General features: G+C 43.9%; 17 protein-coding genes. 11 read left to right on the forward strand and 6 right to left on the reverse strand.

Annotation, left to right across the window (positions count from 1 at the left end; all coding sequences use genetic code 11):
• Positions 1-94: 94 nt before the first annotated feature.
• From DQQ10_RS23880 to DQQ10_RS23890, 3 genes are all read right to left on the reverse strand, one after another.
• Positions 95-1,306 carry a DUF1624 domain-containing protein gene (locus DQQ10_RS23880; RefSeq protein WP_112749461.1) on the reverse strand — a complete coding sequence of 404 codons (1,212 nt, stop codon included), beginning with the start codon at positions 1,304-1,306 and terminating at the stop codon, positions 95-97.
• 318 nt (positions 1,307-1,624) lie between these two features.
• Entirely contained in the window at positions 1,625-2,167 is a 543-nt protein-coding gene (locus tag DQQ10_RS23885; protein ID WP_185147045.1) for a YceI family protein, read from the reverse strand.
• A 262-nt stretch (positions 2,168-2,429) separates the two neighbouring features.
• Positions 2,430-3,011, reverse strand: coding sequence for a Crp/Fnr family transcriptional regulator (locus DQQ10_RS23890; protein WP_112749462.1), 582 nt, complete (start codon positions 3,009-3,011; stop codon positions 2,430-2,432).
• 52 nt (positions 3,012-3,063) lie between these two features.
• Between DQQ10_RS23890 and DQQ10_RS23895 the strand changes: the two genes are divergently transcribed.
• On the forward strand, positions 3,064-3,549 hold the full coding sequence (locus tag DQQ10_RS23895) for a YkgJ family cysteine cluster protein (RefSeq protein WP_112749463.1): 486 nt from the start codon (positions 3,064-3,066) through the stop codon (positions 3,547-3,549).
• A gap of 117 nt (positions 3,550-3,666) precedes the next feature.
• Positions 3,667-5,073, forward strand: coding sequence for a sialate O-acetylesterase (locus DQQ10_RS23900; RefSeq protein ID WP_112749464.1), 1,407 nt, complete (start codon positions 3,667-3,669; stop codon positions 5,071-5,073).
• A gap of 127 nt (positions 5,074-5,200) precedes the next feature.
• Here DQQ10_RS23900 and trxA read toward each other — a convergent pair whose 3' ends face one another.
• Positions 5,201-5,524 (reverse strand): thioredoxin, encoded by a 324-nt coding sequence (trxA, locus tag DQQ10_RS23905; protein ID WP_112749465.1) that lies wholly within the window; start codon positions 5,522-5,524, stop codon positions 5,201-5,203.
• A gap of 204 nt (positions 5,525-5,728) precedes the next feature.
• The gene (dnaE, locus tag DQQ10_RS23910) at positions 5,729-9,919 is read right to left on the reverse strand and encodes a DNA polymerase III subunit alpha (protein ID WP_112749466.1); all 4,191 of its coding nucleotides are present in this window, start codon (positions 9,917-9,919) and stop codon (positions 5,729-5,731) included.
• A 454-nt stretch (positions 9,920-10,373) separates the two neighbouring features.
• Here dnaE and DQQ10_RS23915 point away from each other — a divergent pair, with 454 nt between their 5' ends.
• From DQQ10_RS23915 to DQQ10_RS23935, 6 genes are all read left to right on the forward strand, one after another.
• Positions 10,374-11,051, forward strand: a complete 678-nt coding sequence (locus DQQ10_RS23915; RefSeq protein WP_112749467.1) for a succinate dehydrogenase cytochrome b subunit — start codon at positions 10,374-10,376, stop codon at positions 11,049-11,051.
• A gap of 40 nt (positions 11,052-11,091) precedes the next feature.
• A complete protein-coding gene (locus DQQ10_RS23920; RefSeq protein WP_112749468.1) occupies positions 11,092-13,014 on the forward strand; it encodes a fumarate reductase/succinate dehydrogenase flavoprotein subunit in 1,923 nt (640 codons plus the stop codon).
• Between the two features lies 1 nt (position 13,015).
• On the forward strand, positions 13,016-13,783 hold the full coding sequence (locus DQQ10_RS23925) for a succinate dehydrogenase/fumarate reductase iron-sulfur subunit (protein WP_112749528.1): 768 nt from the start codon (positions 13,016-13,018) through the stop codon (positions 13,781-13,783).
• A 131-nt stretch (positions 13,784-13,914) separates the two neighbouring features.
• Entirely contained in the window at positions 13,915-14,070 is a 156-nt protein-coding gene (locus DQQ10_RS28155) for a hypothetical protein (protein WP_221409782.1), read from the forward strand.
• A 57-nt stretch (positions 14,071-14,127) separates the two neighbouring features.
• Positions 14,128-14,553, forward strand: a complete 426-nt coding sequence (locus tag DQQ10_RS23930) for a hypothetical protein (protein ID WP_221409783.1) — start codon at positions 14,128-14,130, stop codon at positions 14,551-14,553.
• Between the two features lie 115 nt (positions 14,554-14,668).
• Positions 14,669-15,247 (forward strand): hypothetical protein, encoded by a 579-nt coding sequence (locus DQQ10_RS23935; protein WP_112749469.1) that lies wholly within the window; start codon positions 14,669-14,671, stop codon positions 15,245-15,247.
• Between the two features lie 57 nt (positions 15,248-15,304).
• On the opposite strand, the gene DQQ10_RS23940 is transcribed toward DQQ10_RS23935, so the two are convergent.
• Positions 15,305-15,817: a hypothetical protein gene (locus tag DQQ10_RS23940; RefSeq protein WP_112749470.1), complete on the reverse strand. Its 513-nt coding sequence runs from the start codon at positions 15,815-15,817 to the stop codon at positions 15,305-15,307.
• Between the two features lie 137 nt (positions 15,818-15,954).
• On the opposite strand from DQQ10_RS23940, the gene DQQ10_RS23945 reads away from it, so the two are divergent.
• The 3 genes from DQQ10_RS23945 to DQQ10_RS28350 all read left to right on the forward strand — a co-directional run bounded on the left by DQQ10_RS23945 (position 15,955) and on the right by DQQ10_RS28350 (position 18,998).
• The gene (locus tag DQQ10_RS23945) at positions 15,955-17,322 is read left to right on the forward strand and encodes an LPP20 family lipoprotein (RefSeq protein WP_165824098.1); all 1,368 of its coding nucleotides are present in this window, start codon (positions 15,955-15,957) and stop codon (positions 17,320-17,322) included.
• A gap of 92 nt (positions 17,323-17,414) precedes the next feature.
• A complete protein-coding gene (locus DQQ10_RS23950) occupies positions 17,415-17,987 on the forward strand; it encodes an LPP20 family lipoprotein (protein ID WP_112749472.1) in 573 nt (190 codons plus the stop codon).
• A 246-nt stretch (positions 17,988-18,233) separates the two neighbouring features.
• Entirely contained in the window at positions 18,234-18,998 is a 765-nt protein-coding gene (locus DQQ10_RS28350; RefSeq protein WP_112749474.1) for a J domain-containing protein, read from the forward strand.
• Positions 18,999-19,003: the final 5 nt, after the last annotated feature.

The raw sequence follows: 19,003 nt of genomic DNA on the forward strand, positions 1-19,003 counted from the left end.
AACTTTGCATCTTCGAGCAACTCGGCGGTATTGTCTGTTACGCGCTAGACGAAGTTTCGCGAAGCATTCAACTTGAACACTCGAACACCTGCATTTAAACATAGCTCAACCACCAATGCGAATGCGTACTCTTATAACGATTGTACCATTTGCAAAGCGGATACAACGATGCTACGATCGTTATCCAAATCAGGTAAACCCACGGCAAAGAGAATCCACTGCCTGGAATCACGCCGCCGAACCCATTGTTGAAATGAAAATTCAGATCAGCGAATGACATGTCTCGCATGATCATCATTGTCACGAGCGCCGTGAAGTGGATAAGATAAAAATGCAAGATGTAATAAAACATCGGCACACGCCCATAGATCACGAAAGGATTCGACTGTGAAATTGGTGTTTGTCGCATTTCCATAAGCGCAAGGATAATGAGAACAGGGCCAACCGTCATTAATGTATACAGCAATGAAACTGGATATTTAGTTACATTCAGGAAGCTGAGGATGGTGAAGGTAAAATCTTTCTGCACACTCCATGGGGCAGGGTCGCCGTAGACATTAATACCTCTTAAGATTAAGAACAAGAGCACCGCGCCAGCGCCAGAGTACAATAACAGGTCGAAGCGTTTAGCGGCATTAAAAGATTTTGCGAACCATTCGCCGATACCATAGCCAAGCGCCATAATACCAAGCCATGGAAGCAGTGGGTATGCAACAATGATTGCATGTTCTTGATCTAATGGAAGGAATCCTTGCTGTCTTAAAATAACCCAAAGCGCGTATCCGGAATCTTCTGGCTTTAAAGGGAAGAAGTCAAAGATGTTATGAAAGAAGATGAGGAATAGTCCGATTCCTAAAACGACACGTCCAGGTAAAAATACCAATCCTGCGAGAACAACCATCGACGCACCGATCACCCATATCACTTGGAAGAACGTGAAATCGTAATAGAAGTTGAAGAACAATCCGAAACGCACCACAACAACCTCAAGGAGAATGAGCCATAGCCCACGCGTTAGCAGGAATAGCGAAAGTTCTTTTGTTGTTTTTCTTTCCGTACTAATACGAATAGCGACGCCAGAAAGGAGTACGAACGTCGGTGCACAATAATGGGTGATCCACCGGGTGAAGAATAAAATTGGCGTTGTGGTTTCGAGGTTTGTAGGTTGATCGGTGATGCCGTAGATGTGAAAAAAATCTCGTGTATGATCTAGGGCCATGATTACCATGACAATCCCGCGGAGGATATCAATCGAAGCAATACGCGACTTCTGCGTAAGCATGCCATTGGATAGGGTGGAGGTCATACGTAAATGTAGAGTTTAAAGCAGAAAGCGGAAAGCTTAAAGCAGAAAGCTTACACCGGAAAGCTTGGATCGAGGAGAACATCTGTTTAGATCTTTGAGGTGGTGCCTCAAAGTCTCACCAAGGAATGCAGAAAGTTTCCCCAAGGAAATCCCTGCGATGATCCGTTGTTATCTCGGCAGAAAGTATAGTAAAAAAGAAAAGGCTACTTCAATAACTGAAGCAGCCTTCGCGAATCGAACCCCTCTAACCGATTACGCTAAAATTGTATGTAAAGACTTGAAGCTAGCAGCTTGTGGCCTGCAGCCATTTACAAAAGCTTACGCTACGATTTTCGTCAACTCGATATTGAAGTGGAGCTTCACTTCTTCTCCTACTACCATTCCACCCGCTTCTGTGAGTGCGCTCCAATTCAATCCGAAATCCTTGCGGTTAATCTTACCATTCACCTCAAATCCAGCTTTGATATTTCCCCAAGGATCTTTTGTTACACCGCCGAAATCAACATCCAGCGTGATAGGTTTTTTAACATCTCTGATCGTCAACTCGCCGACAAGTTTATAGTCGCCATCAATTTCAAGCACACCGTTGAAGGTAATATTTGGAAATCTTTCGGCAGCAAAAAAGTCTTCTGACTTCAAGTGACCATCACGATCTGCTTGGTTCGTGTCGATGCTATTGGTCTCGATGGTAACGTTAACCTCAGCGCCGTCAAATTTTTCGTCTTCGGCCGTTACATCGCCTTGGAACTTCTTGAAGTAGCCTGTTACTGTAGAGATTACTAAATGTTTTACTTTAAACTGAGCTTCTGAGTGTGTAGTGTCGATTGCCCATTTTGTTTTTGTTGCTATTGCAGTTGCCATAATGTTTTGTATTTAGTTCGTGTTTGATGATACAAAGCTATGGCAAGACTGCCCCCTGGCGCTTGAACTGGATTAAGATGTATGGGGAATGTTCTTGAACTAGGTTAAGTTCTGGTTCAGTAATCTGTGAGCTGTTACCGGTTGCCGGTTTCCAGTCGCCAGTTACAGCTATCCCTCAAGACGAAAAAGAATTCTTGCGATTCATCTGTATTTAAGCTTTCCGCTTTAAGCTTTCTGCTTTCCGCTTTAGGTTTTCTGCTTTCTACTTCTCCATTAGTTTCCTTCTGATCTTGCTTAAGAACTCTGGCGTAATTCCCAAGTACGAGGCAATGTATTTTAGCGGAACATATTGCTCTAGATTAGAATACTTTTCTGAAAAGTGAAGATAACGTTCTTCAGCCGTAGAAGCGTAACTATGGATGATGCGCTGCTGCGATACCACCAATGCATTTTGAAAGATGATTCGGAAGTAGCGCTCGAACTTTAAATATTTTTCTAGCACGAGCTCTAACGATACTTTGGGGAGTAATAAGATTTCGCTTTCAACGAGTGCTCTTGTGGAGTAGATGGAAGGTACCTTTTTCTGCAAGCTGTGTAAGTCGCCAGTCCACCATCCTGTAGTCGCGAACTGGATCACGTGGTCAGTTCCGTCTTTATCGGTATAGTAGGTCATGAGGCAGCCGGAGTTTACGTAGATCATAAACTTGGTCATCTCACCACTTTCTTCGATGAGTTCTCCGGGCTTGAGCTTCTTTGGTATCAGTTGCTCCGCGAGGAAATTTGCCTCAGCTTCGTCGAGGGCGACGTGTTTTTTAATGGCGGCGAGAATTACAGCTGTATTCATGATCAACAAAAATAAGTTTCTTTTCTCAACCTGCGATGAATAACTTTGCAGGATGGATCTGGAACGATTTCGGGAAAAGGCACACAATCGCTCGGCTGAAAATAAGAAGTTTCTGCTAGGATTAAAGCGTAAAGACCCACGTAAAGTCGATGACGAATTTCATGCTATGCACGAAGAGGTTTTCGAAGAAATTGATTGCCTCACCTGCGCAAACTGCTGCAAAACCACCAGTCCGATTTTCTACCCGACAGACATCGAACGTGTCGCCAAAGCGCTGCGAATGAAACCCGGCGACTTTATTGAGAAATATCTGCGCATTGACGAAGACAAGGACTATGTGCTGAAGTCATCACCGTGCCCGTTCCTCGATGCTGAGAACTATTGTATGGTGTACGAGGATCGTCCGAAAGCATGTCGCGAGTATCCGCATACGGATCGGAAAAAGATGGTGCAAATTATGGAACTCACGTATAAAAATACATTGGTGTGTCCGGCTGTTTTAGAAATGGTGGAAAGACTTAAGGAGTTAAAAGTTTAAAGTTCAAAGTTGAAAGTTGAAAGTTTAAAGACTTAAATTAACGATTAACGAATAACGAATAACGAATAACGAATAACGATTAACGATTAACGATTAACGACTACAAATTCACAATAGATGAGAAAAACAGTTCTCTTAATCACATTGCTGGTGGCCACAACCACCCTCCATGCCCAGCTTCGGCTAGCGTCGCTCTTCACCGATCACATGGTGATTCAACAACAATCTCCTGTGCCGATTTGGGGTTGGTCGTATCCATCACAAGAAGTTGTAATCAAAGTAAGTTGGGATACGACGACTTATCGTGTAAAGTCATTGAACACAACCGAATGGAGAACCTTTATCTTTAGTCCCGCCGCTGGTGGACCTCACACCATCACCATCAAAGCAGGATGGGAGGAACGTGTGCTGAAAGATGTGATGTCTGGTGAAGTTTGGTTGTGCTCCGGACAATCGAATATGGAATGGGGAATGCACATGTCTGCGGATGGGAAAGAAGTTACAGAACAAGTCAATGACCCGAACATTAGACTTTTTCAAGTGTCAAGATTTGCAGCTGATGCTCCTCAATTGCGAGGTGAAGGTGAATGGAAAGTGTGCGATAAGGAAGCTGTTCGTTATTTCAGTGCAGTGGGATATTTTTTTGCAAAACGACTGAACGGTCAATTGAATGTGCCTGTAGGAATTATCAGTTGTGCTTGGGGTGGAACACCTGCTGAAGCCTGGATACCAAAATCGATTGTTTACGGCAACCCAACGCTACGGGATGCTGCGGCAAAACTCACAGATGATAAACCATGGTGTCCAACGAAACCTGAAGTTGTTTATAACGGGATGCTTCGTCCATTAATTCCGTACAGGGTTGCCGGTGTATTATGGTATCAAGGAGAAGCGAATGTTGGATCGACAGCCTATAAGCCTTTAATGGAAGAGCTGATCAAAGATTGGCGCCGTGAATTCCTTTACGATTTTCCTTTCTACTATGTACAAATCGCACCGTTTGCAGGGTATGGAGAATTTCCTTCCGGTGCATTGCTACGCGAACAGCAAACAAAGATGCTAGAAATCCCAAATACAGGAATGGTCGTCGTGACAGACGTTGTTGATGACGTGAAGGACATTCACCCGAAGTATAAAAAGCCTGTAGGAGAACGTTTGGCAAATCTTGCTCTGGGGGATCGTTATGGTAAGGAAGGCATTGCGTATCGCAATCCTATCTTCAAGCAAATGAATGTTGAGAAAGGTAAAGTGAGAATTTCATTTGACTATGTGCTCACCGGCCTTGTTTCAAAAGGTGGAGAGCCTAACGAATTTATGATTGCTGGTGCTGATAAAAAATTCTATCCAGCGAAGGCAAAGATCGAAGGAAAGACTGTTGTGGTCTCCGCGAAAGAAGTGAAAGATCCTGTAGCTGTACGTTTTGCGTTTAAGAACGGATCATTGCCGAACCTCTTTAGTACAGAGGGATTACCGGTGAATGGATTTAGAACGGATAGTTGGGGGGAAGAAGAAGTAAAGAAGTAAGGAGTAAGAAGTAAGTGTCTGTGGAAGAAAACAGCTTCTATTCCTATTAACTGATAACGAATAACTGATAACTAAAAAAATGCCGGAACTGCTCCGGCATTTTTTTTAGTATTAAGATCAGAAGGACTTACGCTACTTGTGCAGCAAGTTTCTGAGAAAGTACTGATTTAGGTACTGCGCCAACTTGTTTGTCAACGATTTGGCCACCTTTGAAAACGAGCAAAGTAGGGATGCTGCGAACACCGAAACGCGCTGTAACCGATGGGTTCTCATCAACATTCAGTTTACCGATAACGGCTTTACCTTCGTAGTCGCCTGCAAGTTCCTCTACTACAGGTCCAATCATCTTACAAGGTCCACACCACTCAGCCCAAAAGTCTACGAGTACAGGTTTATCAGAGTTTATGATCTGATCAAAGTTAGCGTCTGTGAGTTCAATTGCTTTTCCCATAATATTAAAGATTCAAAATTTTTATTTGCCTTAGTGTTCAATTATACAAACCCAAAGGTAGTAGTAATAGTTCAAATTTTATTTCTCGCGTTGCGATTAACTGGCGCATCCGAGATTCTTTAACATGAACGCCAATATTTATGGCCTCGCGGCGGCTACGTAGCCAATCATCTTCGGACCTCCGCCTGATTTCAATATAAAATTCTATACCATTACCTCTACTTCAACTTCGCCGGTTTTCTTCATTTTCGATACCATCTCGTTAACCGGATTCACCCGGAAGCGACGCGACATAAGCTCTAAATTGATGTTTTCTTTATCATCTCTGAGCTTCAAATACAACGGTGTACTTCCGCTGTACTCTTGGCAAACCAATTCAATTTTACCGATCAAATCTGCCGTGATATCCACTGCATTGAGTCTGATCTGAACACCTTTGCTTCGTTTTAGCCCAATTTCGTTCAGCAGATCAATATTTCTGATCTTATACTCAATGTTCATTTGCCCCCATGAATTTTTGATCACCGCGCCTTCGATGAATACAAACCACCCAACGTTCATGAAGTTCTTAAATTTCAAATAATCTTCACCGAACAGCGTGAACGTACAATTGCCGTTATAGTCTTCGAGTGTGAATTTCCCGAAAGGCTTGCCGGTCTTGGTCGTACGGTGTTCGACTGCCGATACGATGCCACCAAGTTTCAATTCGCGACCGAGCAATGGCTCAAGCTCATTAAGCTGCGAACATGTTGCTGTACAGAAACTATCAATTTCAAAACGGAAATTGTCGAGTGGGTGACCAGAAATATAAATACCTACAACCTCTTTCTCAAGATTAAGTTTTTCTATTTCACTGAAAGGCTCAACGACTTCAATTTTTGGTTTCGGCATTACCGTGCCGCTGCTTCCACCGAAAAGACTAGCTTGATTGCTTTGTTCTTCTTGTGTTGTTTTCGCTGCATACTTGATTGCTTTTTCGAGCAAGCTGATGTCGCCATCTTTTGCATATACATATTGGCGACGATGCACATTGGTAAAGCAGTCGAACGCACCCGATAACGCAAGACATTCAAACGTCTTTTTGTTGACGGCACGATTGCTAAGTCGCTTTGCAAAATCAAAAATATCTTCAAACGGACCTTTTGCTTCTCGCTCTTGAATGATGGCTTCAACAGCAGCTTCACCAGCACCTTTAATAGCGCCCAGTCCAAAGCGTATTTCACCGTTTTTGTTTACTTCAAAATAGACACCTGATTCGTTTACGTGAGGACCGAGTACTTTCAATCCAAGGCTTCGACACTCTTCGATGTGGAAAGTAACGCTCTCTAGGTTGTTTTGCGAGTGTGTTAGTACGGCTGCCATATATTGGGCAGGGTAATTCGCTTTCAGGTATGCTGTGTGATACGCAACAAGTGAATAACACGTCGAGTGAGATTTATTGAAAGCGTATTGTGCAAATGCTTCCCAGTCGGTCCAAACTTTCTCGCAAATTTCTTTCGCATGTCCGCGTTCTCCAGCACCCTTGATGAATTTATCTTTCATCTTATCAAGGACCGCTTTCTGCTTTTTACCCATCGCCTTACGCAGTACGTCGGCATCACCTTTACTGAAGCCCGCAAGACTCTGCGACAACAACATTACCTGCTCTTGGTACACGGTAATACCGTACGTCTCGGCGAGGTATTCCTCCATTTGCGGGAGATCGTATTTGATTGGCTCACGTCCATGTTTACGATTAACGAACGCCGGAATGTATTCCATCGGTCCCGGGCGATACAAGGCGTTCATCGCAATCAAATCTTCAAACTTATCCGGTTTTAATTGACGCAGATATTTCTGCATCCCCGGACTTTCAAACTGGAACGTTCCTCCCGTTTCGCCGCGTTGGAAAAGTTGGTAGGTCTTTACGTCATCCAGTGGAATGTCGTCGACAACGATATCAATGCCGAAGCTTTTCTTAATGTTATTCCTCGCGGTATTGATGATTGAAAGCGTAGTCAATCCCAAGAAGTCCATCTTGAGCATACCGGCACTTTCTACAACGCTGTTGTCGAATTGCGTTACCAACATCTCCGAATCTTTCGCCGTCGATACAGGAACAAGATTTCGAAGATCTTCTGGTGTAATGATCACGCCACAAGCGTGTGTTCCCGTACTTCTCACAGAGCCTTCAAGAATCACAGCTTGTTGAAGAACTTGTGCTTTGAGATCGCTGCCTTTTTTAATGTCGGCGAGTTCCTTCACTTCGGAGAATGCGTCGTCGAGTGATGTACCAGGTTTCTCTGGGATCATCTTCGCGAGAATGTTCGCATCCATCAGCGGAAGTTCCATCACACGTGCGCAATCTTTAATTGACGACTTCGCCGCCATCGTACCGTACGTGATGATCTGTGCAACCTGCGTCTTTCCGTATTTCTCGATTACATATTTTAATACACGATCGCGCCCCACGTCATCGAAGTCAATGTCAATATCGGGAAGTGATACACGGTCTGGATTTAGAAAACGCTCGAAGAGTAGGTCGTACTTAATCGGATCCACGTTGGTGATTCCGATGCAATAGGCCACGGCAGATCCTGCAGCAGATCCACGACCTGGTCCTACCGACACACCGATCTCGCGCGCTTTTGAGGTGAAATCTTGTACGATAAGGAAGTAACCCGGATATCCTGTTTTCTTGATTGTCTCTAATTCGAAGTCGAGGCGTTCGCGAATTGGATCTGTGATTTCCGCATATTTCTTTTTCGCACCTTCATACGTGAGGTAGCGCAAATAATCATCTTCTGTTTGGAAGTCAGGTGGGATGTCGAACTTGGGAAGAAGTACACTACGCTCAAGTGTGTACGATTCTATCTTGTCAAGGATCTCACTGATGGTTTCGATCGCTTCAGGCATATCGCTGAAGATCGATTTCATTTCTTCCTGCGACTTGAAATAGTATTCTGAATTCGAGAGTCCATAGCGGTGGCCGCGTCCGTATCCGATTGGCGTGGATTTGAATTCACCTTCTTTGATACAGAGCAGAACATCGTGCGCACTTGCTTCTTCTTTGTCGATGTAGTAGCACTCGTTCGCAGCGAAATATTTTACCCCGTGTTTCTTCGCAAAGCGTAAGAGTGTCTCATTCACGTGATCTTCTTCCGGAATGCCGTGACGATTTAATTCGATGTAGAAGTCGTCACCGAATTGCTGATGCCACCACATGAATGCTTCCTCTGCTTGTTTTTCGCCCACGTTCAATATGAGGTGAGGTACTTCGCTGGAAAGATTTCCGGTGGTTGCAATCAAGTCTTGCTTGAACTGCGTAACAAGTTCTTTGTCGATACGCGGATGAATGCCATACAAACCTTCAATAAATCCATAAGAACTCAACTTCGCCAAGTTGTGATAACCATTTTTGTTTTTGGCAATCAGTACCTGGTGGTAGCGTTTATCAGGATTGTCTTTCGTGAATTTGAGTTTCTTTCGTTCTTCTGCAATAAAAAATTCACAACCGACAATGGCTTTGATCTCCTGATTGTTGGCCTCGCGAACGAACTTGAAAACACCGTACATGTTACCGAGGTCTGTCATCGCTACGGCCGGCATGTTGAGTGCTTTGGCTTTGCTGACTAAACTTTTTACTTCCGGTGTGGCTTGAAGTACGGAATATTGAGAGTGCGCATGAAGATGAACAAAAGGCTTGTCGGTCATCACGGCCTTTTCTCCTCTTAGGGAGTAGCCCGCATCTTTCTTCTTTTCTTTCTTTGCAAAGTTCGCCGCATCAAGATTGGGTTCTTCGTAAACGATTTGGTCAAACGGTGTTTCATCGAAAGGCTTAACAACTTTGTGTGTGATCAATCCGAAGAAGCATCGTGCCGTTGCAGCAACGTCGTACGAGGCATCGTGTGCATCACCAAAACCTTTGTTAAAAAGTTTTTCGTGAAGCTCGATCAAACGCGGCATTTTTAATCGACCACCAATACCACCGGTGAGTTGGCAGAACTCAGTAGAAGCGAGACCGGTATCAACTTTAGCAAGGTTGAGGAATTGTTCCGGCGCAAGCGATTTACGGATGAATTCTGCGCCGATGATGTTGATATCGAACTCTATGTTATGACCGACGAGCTGTGATGTTCTCGATAAATCTTGGATGAAGTATCCAAGGACGGTCATCAAGTCATTTCCTTCTTCTAACGCACGCTTCGTTGATATTCCGTGGATCTGTTCCGCTTTGTAGGGGATGTCAAATCCTTCAGGTTTTACGATGTAGTTATGGTGGGAGATAAGTTTTCCGCCAGCATCATGAAGCTGCCAGGCAATCTGCACTAATCGAGGCCAGTTGTCAAGGTCAGTAATGGGTGCGGACTTATTGTGCGGAACGCCTGTGGTTTCCGTATCGAAAATTAAATACATCCGGTAAGTTCAGTGGTTGTGAAGCCGTAAAATTAAGGGAAGCAGCGGTTTGGTAAAGCTTTCGTCAGACGTAAATCGCATAATTAATTTTTCATTTTGGGAAATATTACCAAAATAGAATCTTAAATCTGTCCTGTCGCTTGCTATCGACTTTCGTAATCATTTGAATGATAGATATTTAGTTCTTTAGGCCTGATTATTGGGATTAGCGTTCGAAATTGAATTCGAAGAGTTTTATGAAAACCGTGATGAAGTTCCTAAAAGAGTTTTTACGCAAAGAATGGTTCCTGCTAATTGCAGTCGGATCGATTGCTTTGATTATTCTCCTCTTCGAATTTCTGTAAGTCAACAGTCGATTGCGCTCGGGTTATTTAGAATTTTTATAAAGTAAACTTAGCCTTGGTGAAATAGGCTTTGGGGAGTATTTTTCGCAAAAATTTTCCAAACGCCATATATGAATTGGTTCACCAAACTTCTGTCGAGTACTTTAGGCAGAAAAGTTCTCATGGCCCTTACGGGGCTCTTTCTCATTCTGTTTCTCGTGGTTCACTTGATCGGGAATCTGCAGTTGTTGCACAGCGACCAGGGACAGGCTTTCAACATCTATGCAAGGTTCATGACCACCAATCCCCTGATCAAGACGGTCAGCTACGTAAACTATGCGATCATCCTCGTTCACATCGTGTGGGCATTGTTGCTTACGATTCACAATCGCAAGTCACGCGGCCCTGAAGGTTATGCTGTCACCAATGGTTCATCAGCATGGACGTCACGCAACATGGGAATTCTCGGTACATTGATCCTCATCTTTTTGGTAATCCACTTGAAAGGATTTTGGGCTGAGATGCATTGGGGTGGTATCAGTACTGTTACGTACGACAACGAAGTGTACAAAGACCTTTATACTGTAGTTGATAAAGCTTACACGATGGAATGGTATGTGGCGATCTACGTAGTGAGCATGATTGCTTTGGCCTTCCACTTATGGCACGGCTTCATCAGTGCATTTCAAACACTCGGTTTGAATCACTCGAAGTACAATGGCCTCATCAGATTCGTTGGAAGAGCTTTCGCGATCATCGTGCCTGCACTTTTCGCACTCATTCCAATTTGGATGTATCTCGATAAATAATTGTTAAATCCCTCGCATTCGCGTAATCATATTATCTCATATGAAACTAGATTCAAAAATTCCTGAAGGACCGCTGGCAGAGAAATGGACCAAACACAAGTTCAATCTTAAACTCGTCAACCCGGCCAATAAGCGTAAGTACGATGTTATTGTTGTCGGAACTGGTCTTGCGGGTGCTTCAGCAGCAGCATCTTTAGCTGAACTTGGTTACAATGTAAAAGCATTCTGCTTCCAGGATAGTCCTCGTCGTGCACACAGCATTGCAGCACAAGGGGGTATCAACGCAGCAAAGAATTATCAGAACGATGGTGATAGCGTTTATCGCCTTTTCTACGATACCATTAAAGGTGGTGACTATCGCGCACGCGAATCTAATGTGCACCGTCTTGCTGAAGTAAGCGTGAACATTATCGATCAGTGTGTTGCGCAAGGTGTACCTTTTGCCCGCGAATATGGCGGACTTCTCGCGAACCGCTCTTTCGGTGGTGCGCAGGTTTCCAGAACGTTCTACGCACGCGGTCAGACCGGACAACAACTTCTGCTCGGTGCATATTCTGCTTTGAACCGTCAGATTGCCAATGGTAAAGTGAAGATGTATACCCGCACAGAGATGCTCGACGTGGTACTCGTCGATGGCAAAGCGAGAGGTATCATCACACGTGACCTTGTAACCGGTAAACTCGAATCGCATAGCGGACACGCTGTACTGCTTTGTACGGGTGGATACGGTAACGTATTCTTCTTGTCTACAAATGCGAAAGGCTCAAACGTAACGGCATCGTGGAGAGCGCACAAGAAAGGTGCATTGTTCGGCAATCCTTGCTATACACAAATTCACCCGACTTGTATCCCTGTATCCGGAGATCATCAGTCGAAGCTGACGTTGATGTCAGAATCACTTCGTAACGATGGTCGCGTCTGGGTTCCAAAAGTTGCCAAGCCAGGACTTACCGCGAAAGAAGCGAAAAATATTCCTGAAGCAGATCGTGATTACTTCCTCGAAAGAAAATATCCATCGTTCGGTAACCTCGTGCCACGCGACGTTGCTTCACGCAATGCCAAGATGATGTGTGATGAAGGGAGAGGAGTTGGTAAAACAGGTCTCGCGGTGTTCCTTGATTTCACCGATGCGATTAAACGCGATGGGAAGAAAGCCGTAGAAGCTAAATACGGAAACCTCTTCGATATGTATGCGCAGATCACTGGCGATAATCCATACGAAGGTCCAATGATGATCTATCCTGCAGTTCACTATACAATGGGTGGCCTCTGGGTCGATTATAACCTCATGACTACTGTTCCTGGTCTTTATGCGTTGGGTGAAGCGAACTTCTCTGATCACGGCGCTAACCGTCTTGGTGCGAGTGCCTTGATGCAAGGTTTGGCCGACGGATACTTCGTGATTCCTTATACAATCGGGGATTACCTTGCGGGAATCTCGCAAGAGAAAGTATCGACTGATCGCCCTGAATTTAAAGAGGCGATGGATAAAGTGAATAACACGATCAATACCATTCTGAATATTAAGGGTAAGCGCACGGTTGATGAACTTCACCGCGAGCTTGGCTTGATCATGTGGAACTACTGCGGTATGTCGCGTACAGATGCCGGACTTCGTGAAGCGAAAGGCAAGATCCAACAACTTAAGAAAGAATTCTGGTCGAACGTTGCTGTGCTGGGAAGCAATAATGAATTGAATCAAGAACTTGAGAAGGCGATGCGTGTTGCTGATTTCATCGAGCTTGGTGAATTGATGGTAGATGATGCTTTGAACCGTACAGAATCTTGCGGCGGTCACTTCCGTGAAGAATCACAAACGCCAGACGGCGAAGCGCTGCGCAACGACGATGATTTCTCTTATGTGGCTGCATGGGAATTCAAGGGTGAAAATCAGCCTGAAGTTCTTCATAAGGAAGAGCTCAATTATGAATTTATTAAACGGACTCAAAGAAGCTACAAATAATATGAAGATCACGCTGAAAGTTTGGCGCCAGAAAAATAACGCTACCAAGGGTGGCTTCAAGGTATATCCGATCGAACATGTATCGACCGATATGTCATTTCTGGAAATGCTCGATGTATTGAACAATGATCTTGTTCGCAAAGGTGAGGACGCTGTAGCCTTTGATCACGATTGTCGTGAAGGTATCTGCGGAATGTGCAGTCTCTATATCAATGGAAAACCACACGGACCTCAGCAAACAACTACATGTCAGTTACACATGCGCTCTTTCAAGGATGGCGACACTATTACGGTAGAACCATGGAGAGCAAAAGCATTCCCTGTAATCCGCGACCTCGTGGTCGACAGAACTGCTTTCGATAGAATTCAACAAGCCGGTGGATATGTATCCATCAACACGGGTGGTGTTCCTGATGCGAACGAGATTCCGATTCCGAAGAAGATCGCTGACGAAGCTTTCGATGCAGCGGTATGTATCGGATGTGGTGCCTGTGTAGCAGCATGTAAGAATGCGTCTGCCATGTTGTTCGTGAGTGCTAAAGTTTCTCAGCTTGCTTTGTTACCACAAGGTAAACCGGAACGTAAAGAGCGTGCAGAGAAAATGGTAGCGCAAATGGATGCTGAAGGTTTTGGTGCATGTACGAACACTGGCGCATGCGAAGCAGAATGTCCGAAAGGTATTAGCTTGACAAACATCGCGCGACTTAACCGTGAGTATTTGTCGGCATCGCTTACCTCTTATGAAGTCGAAGTAAAAGGCGGCGACTAAGCCTCTTGTTACGAAAATATGAAGAGCCGTCTCAAATTTGGGGCGGCTTTTTTTGTGCTGCTTGGTGTCAATTTGATTAGCTTAAGTTACCTTAAAATAACAACGTTGTTAAACAAACCAATACCGTCACCATGGGACTAGACATGAGACCAATGGGGAAACCCAAGCCAGGATTCGAAGATCGATTTGAGGAAATTTATAAGATGCTATCAAGCAATAAGATTCCTCCATCGTCATCCAAAGAAGATTTATTGAAGGAATGGTTTACAGGACAAATTAAGACCTAAGATACCATCAACGCTCCAAGAGTCGGGCGAGACAAAGAAGCCGACGATTGGATTAAGATGAAATATGATCAACTCGAACAGAAGCCACCGTTCGATGAGGTGATGCGACAATACAATGGCTTCTATGTGATCGAGCTTGCAAAAGAACAAGACGGTGTTCCTGTTTACAGGGCGATGGGGCAAGATGAGAATGTGTTTAGAGGGCAATTTATGTCAGATTGTGTTGACTTAATTGGTGACGAATTGGTGAGTGAAGCTTGGCAAACGAAGCTGGCAAAAGAAACGCTAGACTATGGCAACAGGCTCATGCGTGTGGCAGATGAAATCGCGAAGGACCAGAACTTGGAATATCTCAAGTCGCAACGCCAACCACCTGACACTGCCCAAGAATTAGTAGCGAGTAAATTACACATCGTCTATTCATTGGCGCGGTGGTTGATTTTCTATGGCAAAAATGGGCACGGTTACGAGGCGGATTTTTAGTATGTCTTAGGCGTAGATAGTGGCAATGCAAATCGAAAAGCCATCTTAAAATGTAAGGTGGCTTTTTTGTTGCCCGCCCATTCTATGCATACATTGCAATGATCAAATCACATTCGTGAAAAAAGATCTCAGAACAATTGCGCATACAGCAAGTTTGGATTTGAAAATCGTAAACGAAACAATGAAAGTCAGCGCTAAGTTCAGCCTTCGCAATAGATTTAATATTGGAATGTTGTTGATTTTCGTTGTCAGTATTACTGTTTTGTATTTCTTGATTGATCGGGTTAACAACATCGATTGGGCTTTCGTCGTGATGATGCTTCTTGTCACCGTTCTTCTGATGCTTTCGTTACTTTCCCTGATTAAACAATGCACCGATTTTTTGCTCATCACGGGAAAAGAAATTGTATTCAGAAACAGTTTGCGTACGCGTGTAATTAAAGTTGAGCCAGCGTTGAAAGTGAACACGTCAATACAGAGAATATTTACAAGAACGCAATATGCATCGCGTGGCTCATATTCTTGGCAAGTTGAAATCACGATTGAGAAGCGTGAAGCGAAAATCAGGATCTTGGATTTTAGTGTAGACCACGATTATTTCGATGGAGCAGATTATCTGCGAAAAACCATTGAACGATTTTTAACACAGAAGATAGAAGCCACTCACGCCGGCAACTTGCCGCACAAGAACTAAAAAGAAAAGGCCATCTTCATCTTAAAGACGGCCTTTAATGTTATACCTGGAGATTTGCTAGTTAGAGCGACAGGTGCTGAATCCGAGACGTCCGGCGGCACCATCATTGGCAAACGCCTTACCGATATTTCCACCAGCTAAAACAATATCCTTATCAGGGCCAGATGCTGCTAAATGCACTTTAATACAAGCATCAAGGCCGATGATATCGTTGTATGTAATTTTTGATTCGTCGGCGAGCTGCGACAAAATTGTTTCGCTTTTACCATTGCTGCCTTCGACCGGCATGAGTTGAGCTGCTACATCCGCATCGGGGGTGCCGATATTGCCGAGGTGCAGGTGAACAGGATGCTGAAGCTTACCTTCGGTTCCCGTAAGCTGTAAGGTTACGAGTATCGTGCCGTCCACCTTTTCCTGAAAGGTAACGGCGCCTTGAACAGCGTATTCTGAGCCTGGTTTCAATGCGTAAGTCGCCTCATTTCCGGTGAAATCATTCTTCTTCACAGATTCGTTTTCTTGGCAAGCAACAAGGGCCAACGAGATCAAGCCGATTATCATGAGATATTTCATAAAACACCTTTATTTATGATAAAATTAGAAAATTCGCTGATTAAAAAGCTAAATTTCCTGCCAGAACCTTATGTGATTCCTGATGATTTGGCACGGATGTAGCAAGCATAGGAACGGAAAAGCGTAATATTTATTTTGTGAAGCGACTTTACACACTCCTCTTCGTGATCGCGGCCGGATGCAGCCCAAAAGTCCAACCGCCCGACCCAGAATCGCTCAAACCAGCGTGGTTGAAAACCGAACCTTATCAGGACGGTTACTACACCGGTATTGGCCATTCCGTCAAAGATGGCACGAATAACTACATTCAAGCCGCCAAGAAAAGTGCGCTCGATGACCTTATCTCCGATATCAAAGTCAATATTTCGTCGACATCCATTTTAAGTCAGTTCGAAGCCGATAAAAGTGTATCGGAGCAATACGAACAAATTATTAAAACCACTGCAGCCGACGAAATTGAAGAGTTCGAACTTGTTGATGCATGGGAAGATCCAAACAACTATTGGGTATACTATCGCCTCTCCATCTCGCGCTACAGGCAAATTAAAGAAGAGCAAAAACGAAACGCGACATTACTTGCTACCGACTACCTGCAAAAAGCGAAAGATGCAGAGCGCGCTTCGGAAAGATTGCAAGCCATCAGTTTCTACTTCCAAGCATTTAGAAGTATTGAAAAGTATTTGGGTGAAGCCATTCGCGTGCAAGTCGATGGTAAAGAGGTACTGTTGGTGAATGAAATTTATGCGTCAATTCAAACTACGCTCGACAAGGTTTTTCTAAAAGTAGATCCGCCGGCATTGAACATTAATCGACGACTTCAGCAGAGTGGTCAGTCGGTCGTAGCGAAGGCCAATTACAAGGACAATAGCAAACTGGTTGCAGACCTTCCTTTGTTTGCTGCGTTCGAAAAAGGCGCTGGCGACGTGTTTCCCAATTATAAAACCGATGAACATGGTCAAGCAAAAATTCTGTTGACCAAAATCGGTTCGCGTGATCTTGAGCAAACGCTGAATGTAAAAGTTGATATTGACATGTTGAGCGGAAACTCCAGTTCGCCAATATTCAAATTGATTGCAAAAACTTTCCATGTTCCGCAATCACAGGCAATGCTTCGTGTGCAACGTCCGGTGGTTTACATGACATCGCTAGAAAAAAGTTTAGGCCAAAACAAAGCCAGTATTCAAATCAGCAACAAGCTCCGGAATTTACTGGCGAACAACGGATTTGAATTTACCGATTCGAAAGGTACCGCAGACCTTTGGTTCGATGTGCAATCAGATTCGGAGCGCGGTTCGATTACGGGTAGCATCTACATTACCTATCTTACGAGCAATATCAAGGTGATGGCGGTAAAAGAAAATAAAGAGATCTATGCGACGACATTAGACCGCGTTCGTGGTTATGGATTGGATTATGATAAATCAAGTATCGACGCCTACAGTAAAGCCTTGGAAACGCTTGAAAAGGAGCGTATGAGTGAATTACTGAATACAATTTTGCAGTAGGTTGAACTAAAAATCAACTTTTTCGCAGAATCATCAGGTTTGGTATTTGATTTGCCTAAGTATAACTTGTAAACTAAATTTTCAATTGACATATGAAAAAACTTGCCCTATCTGCACTGACGATGATTGCCCTTGGGACTGTCTTTGTAACAGGCTGTAAAAGCAAAAAAGAAGTAAAGGCTCCTAAAGGTGAAGTTGAGGTTTCTGTTCCATGTTCAGGTCCTGATTTCTTTACGACCAATAAATTTTTCCGCGCGAATTCAATTGGTGAAAGTGAAGATCAGGTAGTATCAAAGAAGAAAGCGTTAACAAACGCACGCAATGAACTCGCACAAGCAATTCAAACTACCGTTAAGACCGTAACCGACAACTATGTAAACTCTCGCGAAATGAATAACCGCGAAGAAGTGGAGGAGCGTTTTGAAAGTCTTAACCGCGAAGTAGTAGACCAAACTATTTCTGGTGTGCGTACCATTTGCGAGAAATTAATGAAGACTGCAGAAGGTAGATATAAAACATATATCGCAATTGAATTGTCTGCCGATGAACTGGTGTCGAAGTATAACGAACGCATCTCTAAAGATGAGCGTTTGAAAATCGATTACGACTACGAAAAGTTCAAGGAGACTTTTGAGAAAGAAATGGAGAAAATGGGTAATAACTAATACCATCCTCCTAAAAACAATATTGCAGAAGCCCGGATATTTCGCCGGGCTTCTGTATTTTTGTGAAGTCCCCAATCCATCTCGTATGGAAACGCCACATCAAATAAAACTCGGTATCAAGCCGAGCCAACAAATTTACCCCTATCAGGCTTCCGCCGAATATTTCACCTGCCTTTCGCCATTGTCTTTGAATGTTACTATCGATGACAATATCACCTGCCATTACCGGTTAGAAATAGGTGTCAGATGAAAGATTATTATGCAATTTTAGGCGTGAGTGATCACGCGCATTCATCTGAGATCAAGCGTGCTTATCGAAGACTAGCTATTCAGTATCATCCCGACAAAAATCCGTCACCAGAAGCGCAGACACTCTTCGTGGAGATCAATGAAGCATACGATGTCTTGATCGATCCGCAAGAAAGACGTGCTTATGACCTTCGCCGGTATAAACCTTTTGCTGAATTTGTTCAAGAGGAACAGCTTCCGAAACATCGAGATCCTCGATATCGACCAAAGCCGAACTACAAAAGAGAAAAGTCGCAACAGCTACGCTTCATGGAACGCATGGCGCAACCCGCGCGCATGTTGAATATTGTCGGGCTTGTTCTTGTTCTCCTATTTACTGTAGACTACATCATGCCTTATCGTCAAACTTCAGAAGTGATCACCAATGGCCCTGAAATTGAATTACAGCGTCGCGGTGCGCCTTATTATTTGACGACAGCTTCTCATAAAACGGTTAAAGTGTACCGAAAGCTCAGTGAGTTTGGTGGACGCATAAAGCTTACGCAGACACGTATTTTTGGAATCACGATGTCGGTGAGTGATCTGTCAGGGTTTAATCAAGTAACAATGGGCTACATGTATCGCGGGTATATCATCTTTCCGTTATTTCTGTTGATTGCTTCCGTAGTGGGTGTAATCAACCGAAGGAACATTATTATTAATTTTAATTTTGCTGTGGGTACGGGCCTCATGTTGATCATTAACTATTTCCTGGTATTCTAACTAAT

It is taken from the genome of Pseudochryseolinea flava (genome assembly GCF_003286915.1).
Lineage (GTDB): Bacteria > Bacteroidota > Bacteroidia > Cytophagales > Cyclobacteriaceae > Ohtaekwangia > Ohtaekwangia flava.

Excerpts from the sequence above, each read along its gene's own strand:
- DQQ10_RS23880 (WP_112749461.1), bottom strand. The coding sequence starts at position 1,306 with ATGACCTCCACCCTATCCAATGGCATGCTTACGCAGAAGTCGCGTATT.
- DQQ10_RS23885 (WP_185147045.1), bottom strand. The coding sequence starts at position 2,167 with ATGGCAACTGCAATAGCAACAAAAACAAAATGGGCAATCGACACTACA.
- DQQ10_RS23890 (WP_112749462.1), bottom strand. The coding sequence starts at position 3,011 with ATGAATACAGCTGTAATTCTCGCCGCCATTAAAAAACACGTCGCCCTC.
- DQQ10_RS23895 (WP_112749463.1), top strand. The coding sequence starts at position 3,064 with ATGGATCTGGAACGATTTCGGGAAAAGGCACACAATCGCTCGGCTGAA.
- DQQ10_RS23900 (WP_112749464.1), top strand. The coding sequence starts at position 3,667 with ATGAGAAAAACAGTTCTCTTAATCACATTGCTGGTGGCCACAACCACC.
- trxA (WP_112749465.1), bottom strand. The coding sequence starts at position 5,524 with ATGGGAAAAGCAATTGAACTCACAGACGCTAACTTTGATCAGATCATA.
- dnaE (WP_112749466.1), bottom strand. The coding sequence starts at position 9,919 with ATGTATTTAATTTTCGATACGGAAACCACAGGCGTTCCGCACAATAAG.
- DQQ10_RS23915 (WP_112749467.1), top strand. The coding sequence starts at position 10,374 with ATGAATTGGTTCACCAAACTTCTGTCGAGTACTTTAGGCAGAAAAGTT.
- DQQ10_RS23920 (WP_112749468.1), top strand. The coding sequence starts at position 11,092 with ATGAAACTAGATTCAAAAATTCCTGAAGGACCGCTGGCAGAGAAATGG.
- DQQ10_RS23925 (WP_112749528.1), top strand. The coding sequence starts at position 13,016 with ATGAAGATCACGCTGAAAGTTTGGCGCCAGAAAAATAACGCTACCAAG.
- DQQ10_RS28155 (WP_221409782.1), top strand. The coding sequence starts at position 13,915 with ATGGGACTAGACATGAGACCAATGGGGAAACCCAAGCCAGGATTCGAA.
- DQQ10_RS23930 (WP_221409783.1), top strand. The coding sequence starts at position 14,128 with ATGAAATATGATCAACTCGAACAGAAGCCACCGTTCGATGAGGTGATG.
- DQQ10_RS23940 (WP_112749470.1), bottom strand. The coding sequence starts at position 15,817 with ATGAAATATCTCATGATAATCGGCTTGATCTCGTTGGCCCTTGTTGCT.
- DQQ10_RS23950 (WP_112749472.1), top strand. The coding sequence starts at position 17,415 with ATGAAAAAACTTGCCCTATCTGCACTGACGATGATTGCCCTTGGGACT.
- DQQ10_RS28350 (WP_112749474.1), top strand. The coding sequence starts at position 18,234 with ATGAAAGATTATTATGCAATTTTAGGCGTGAGTGATCACGCGCATTCA.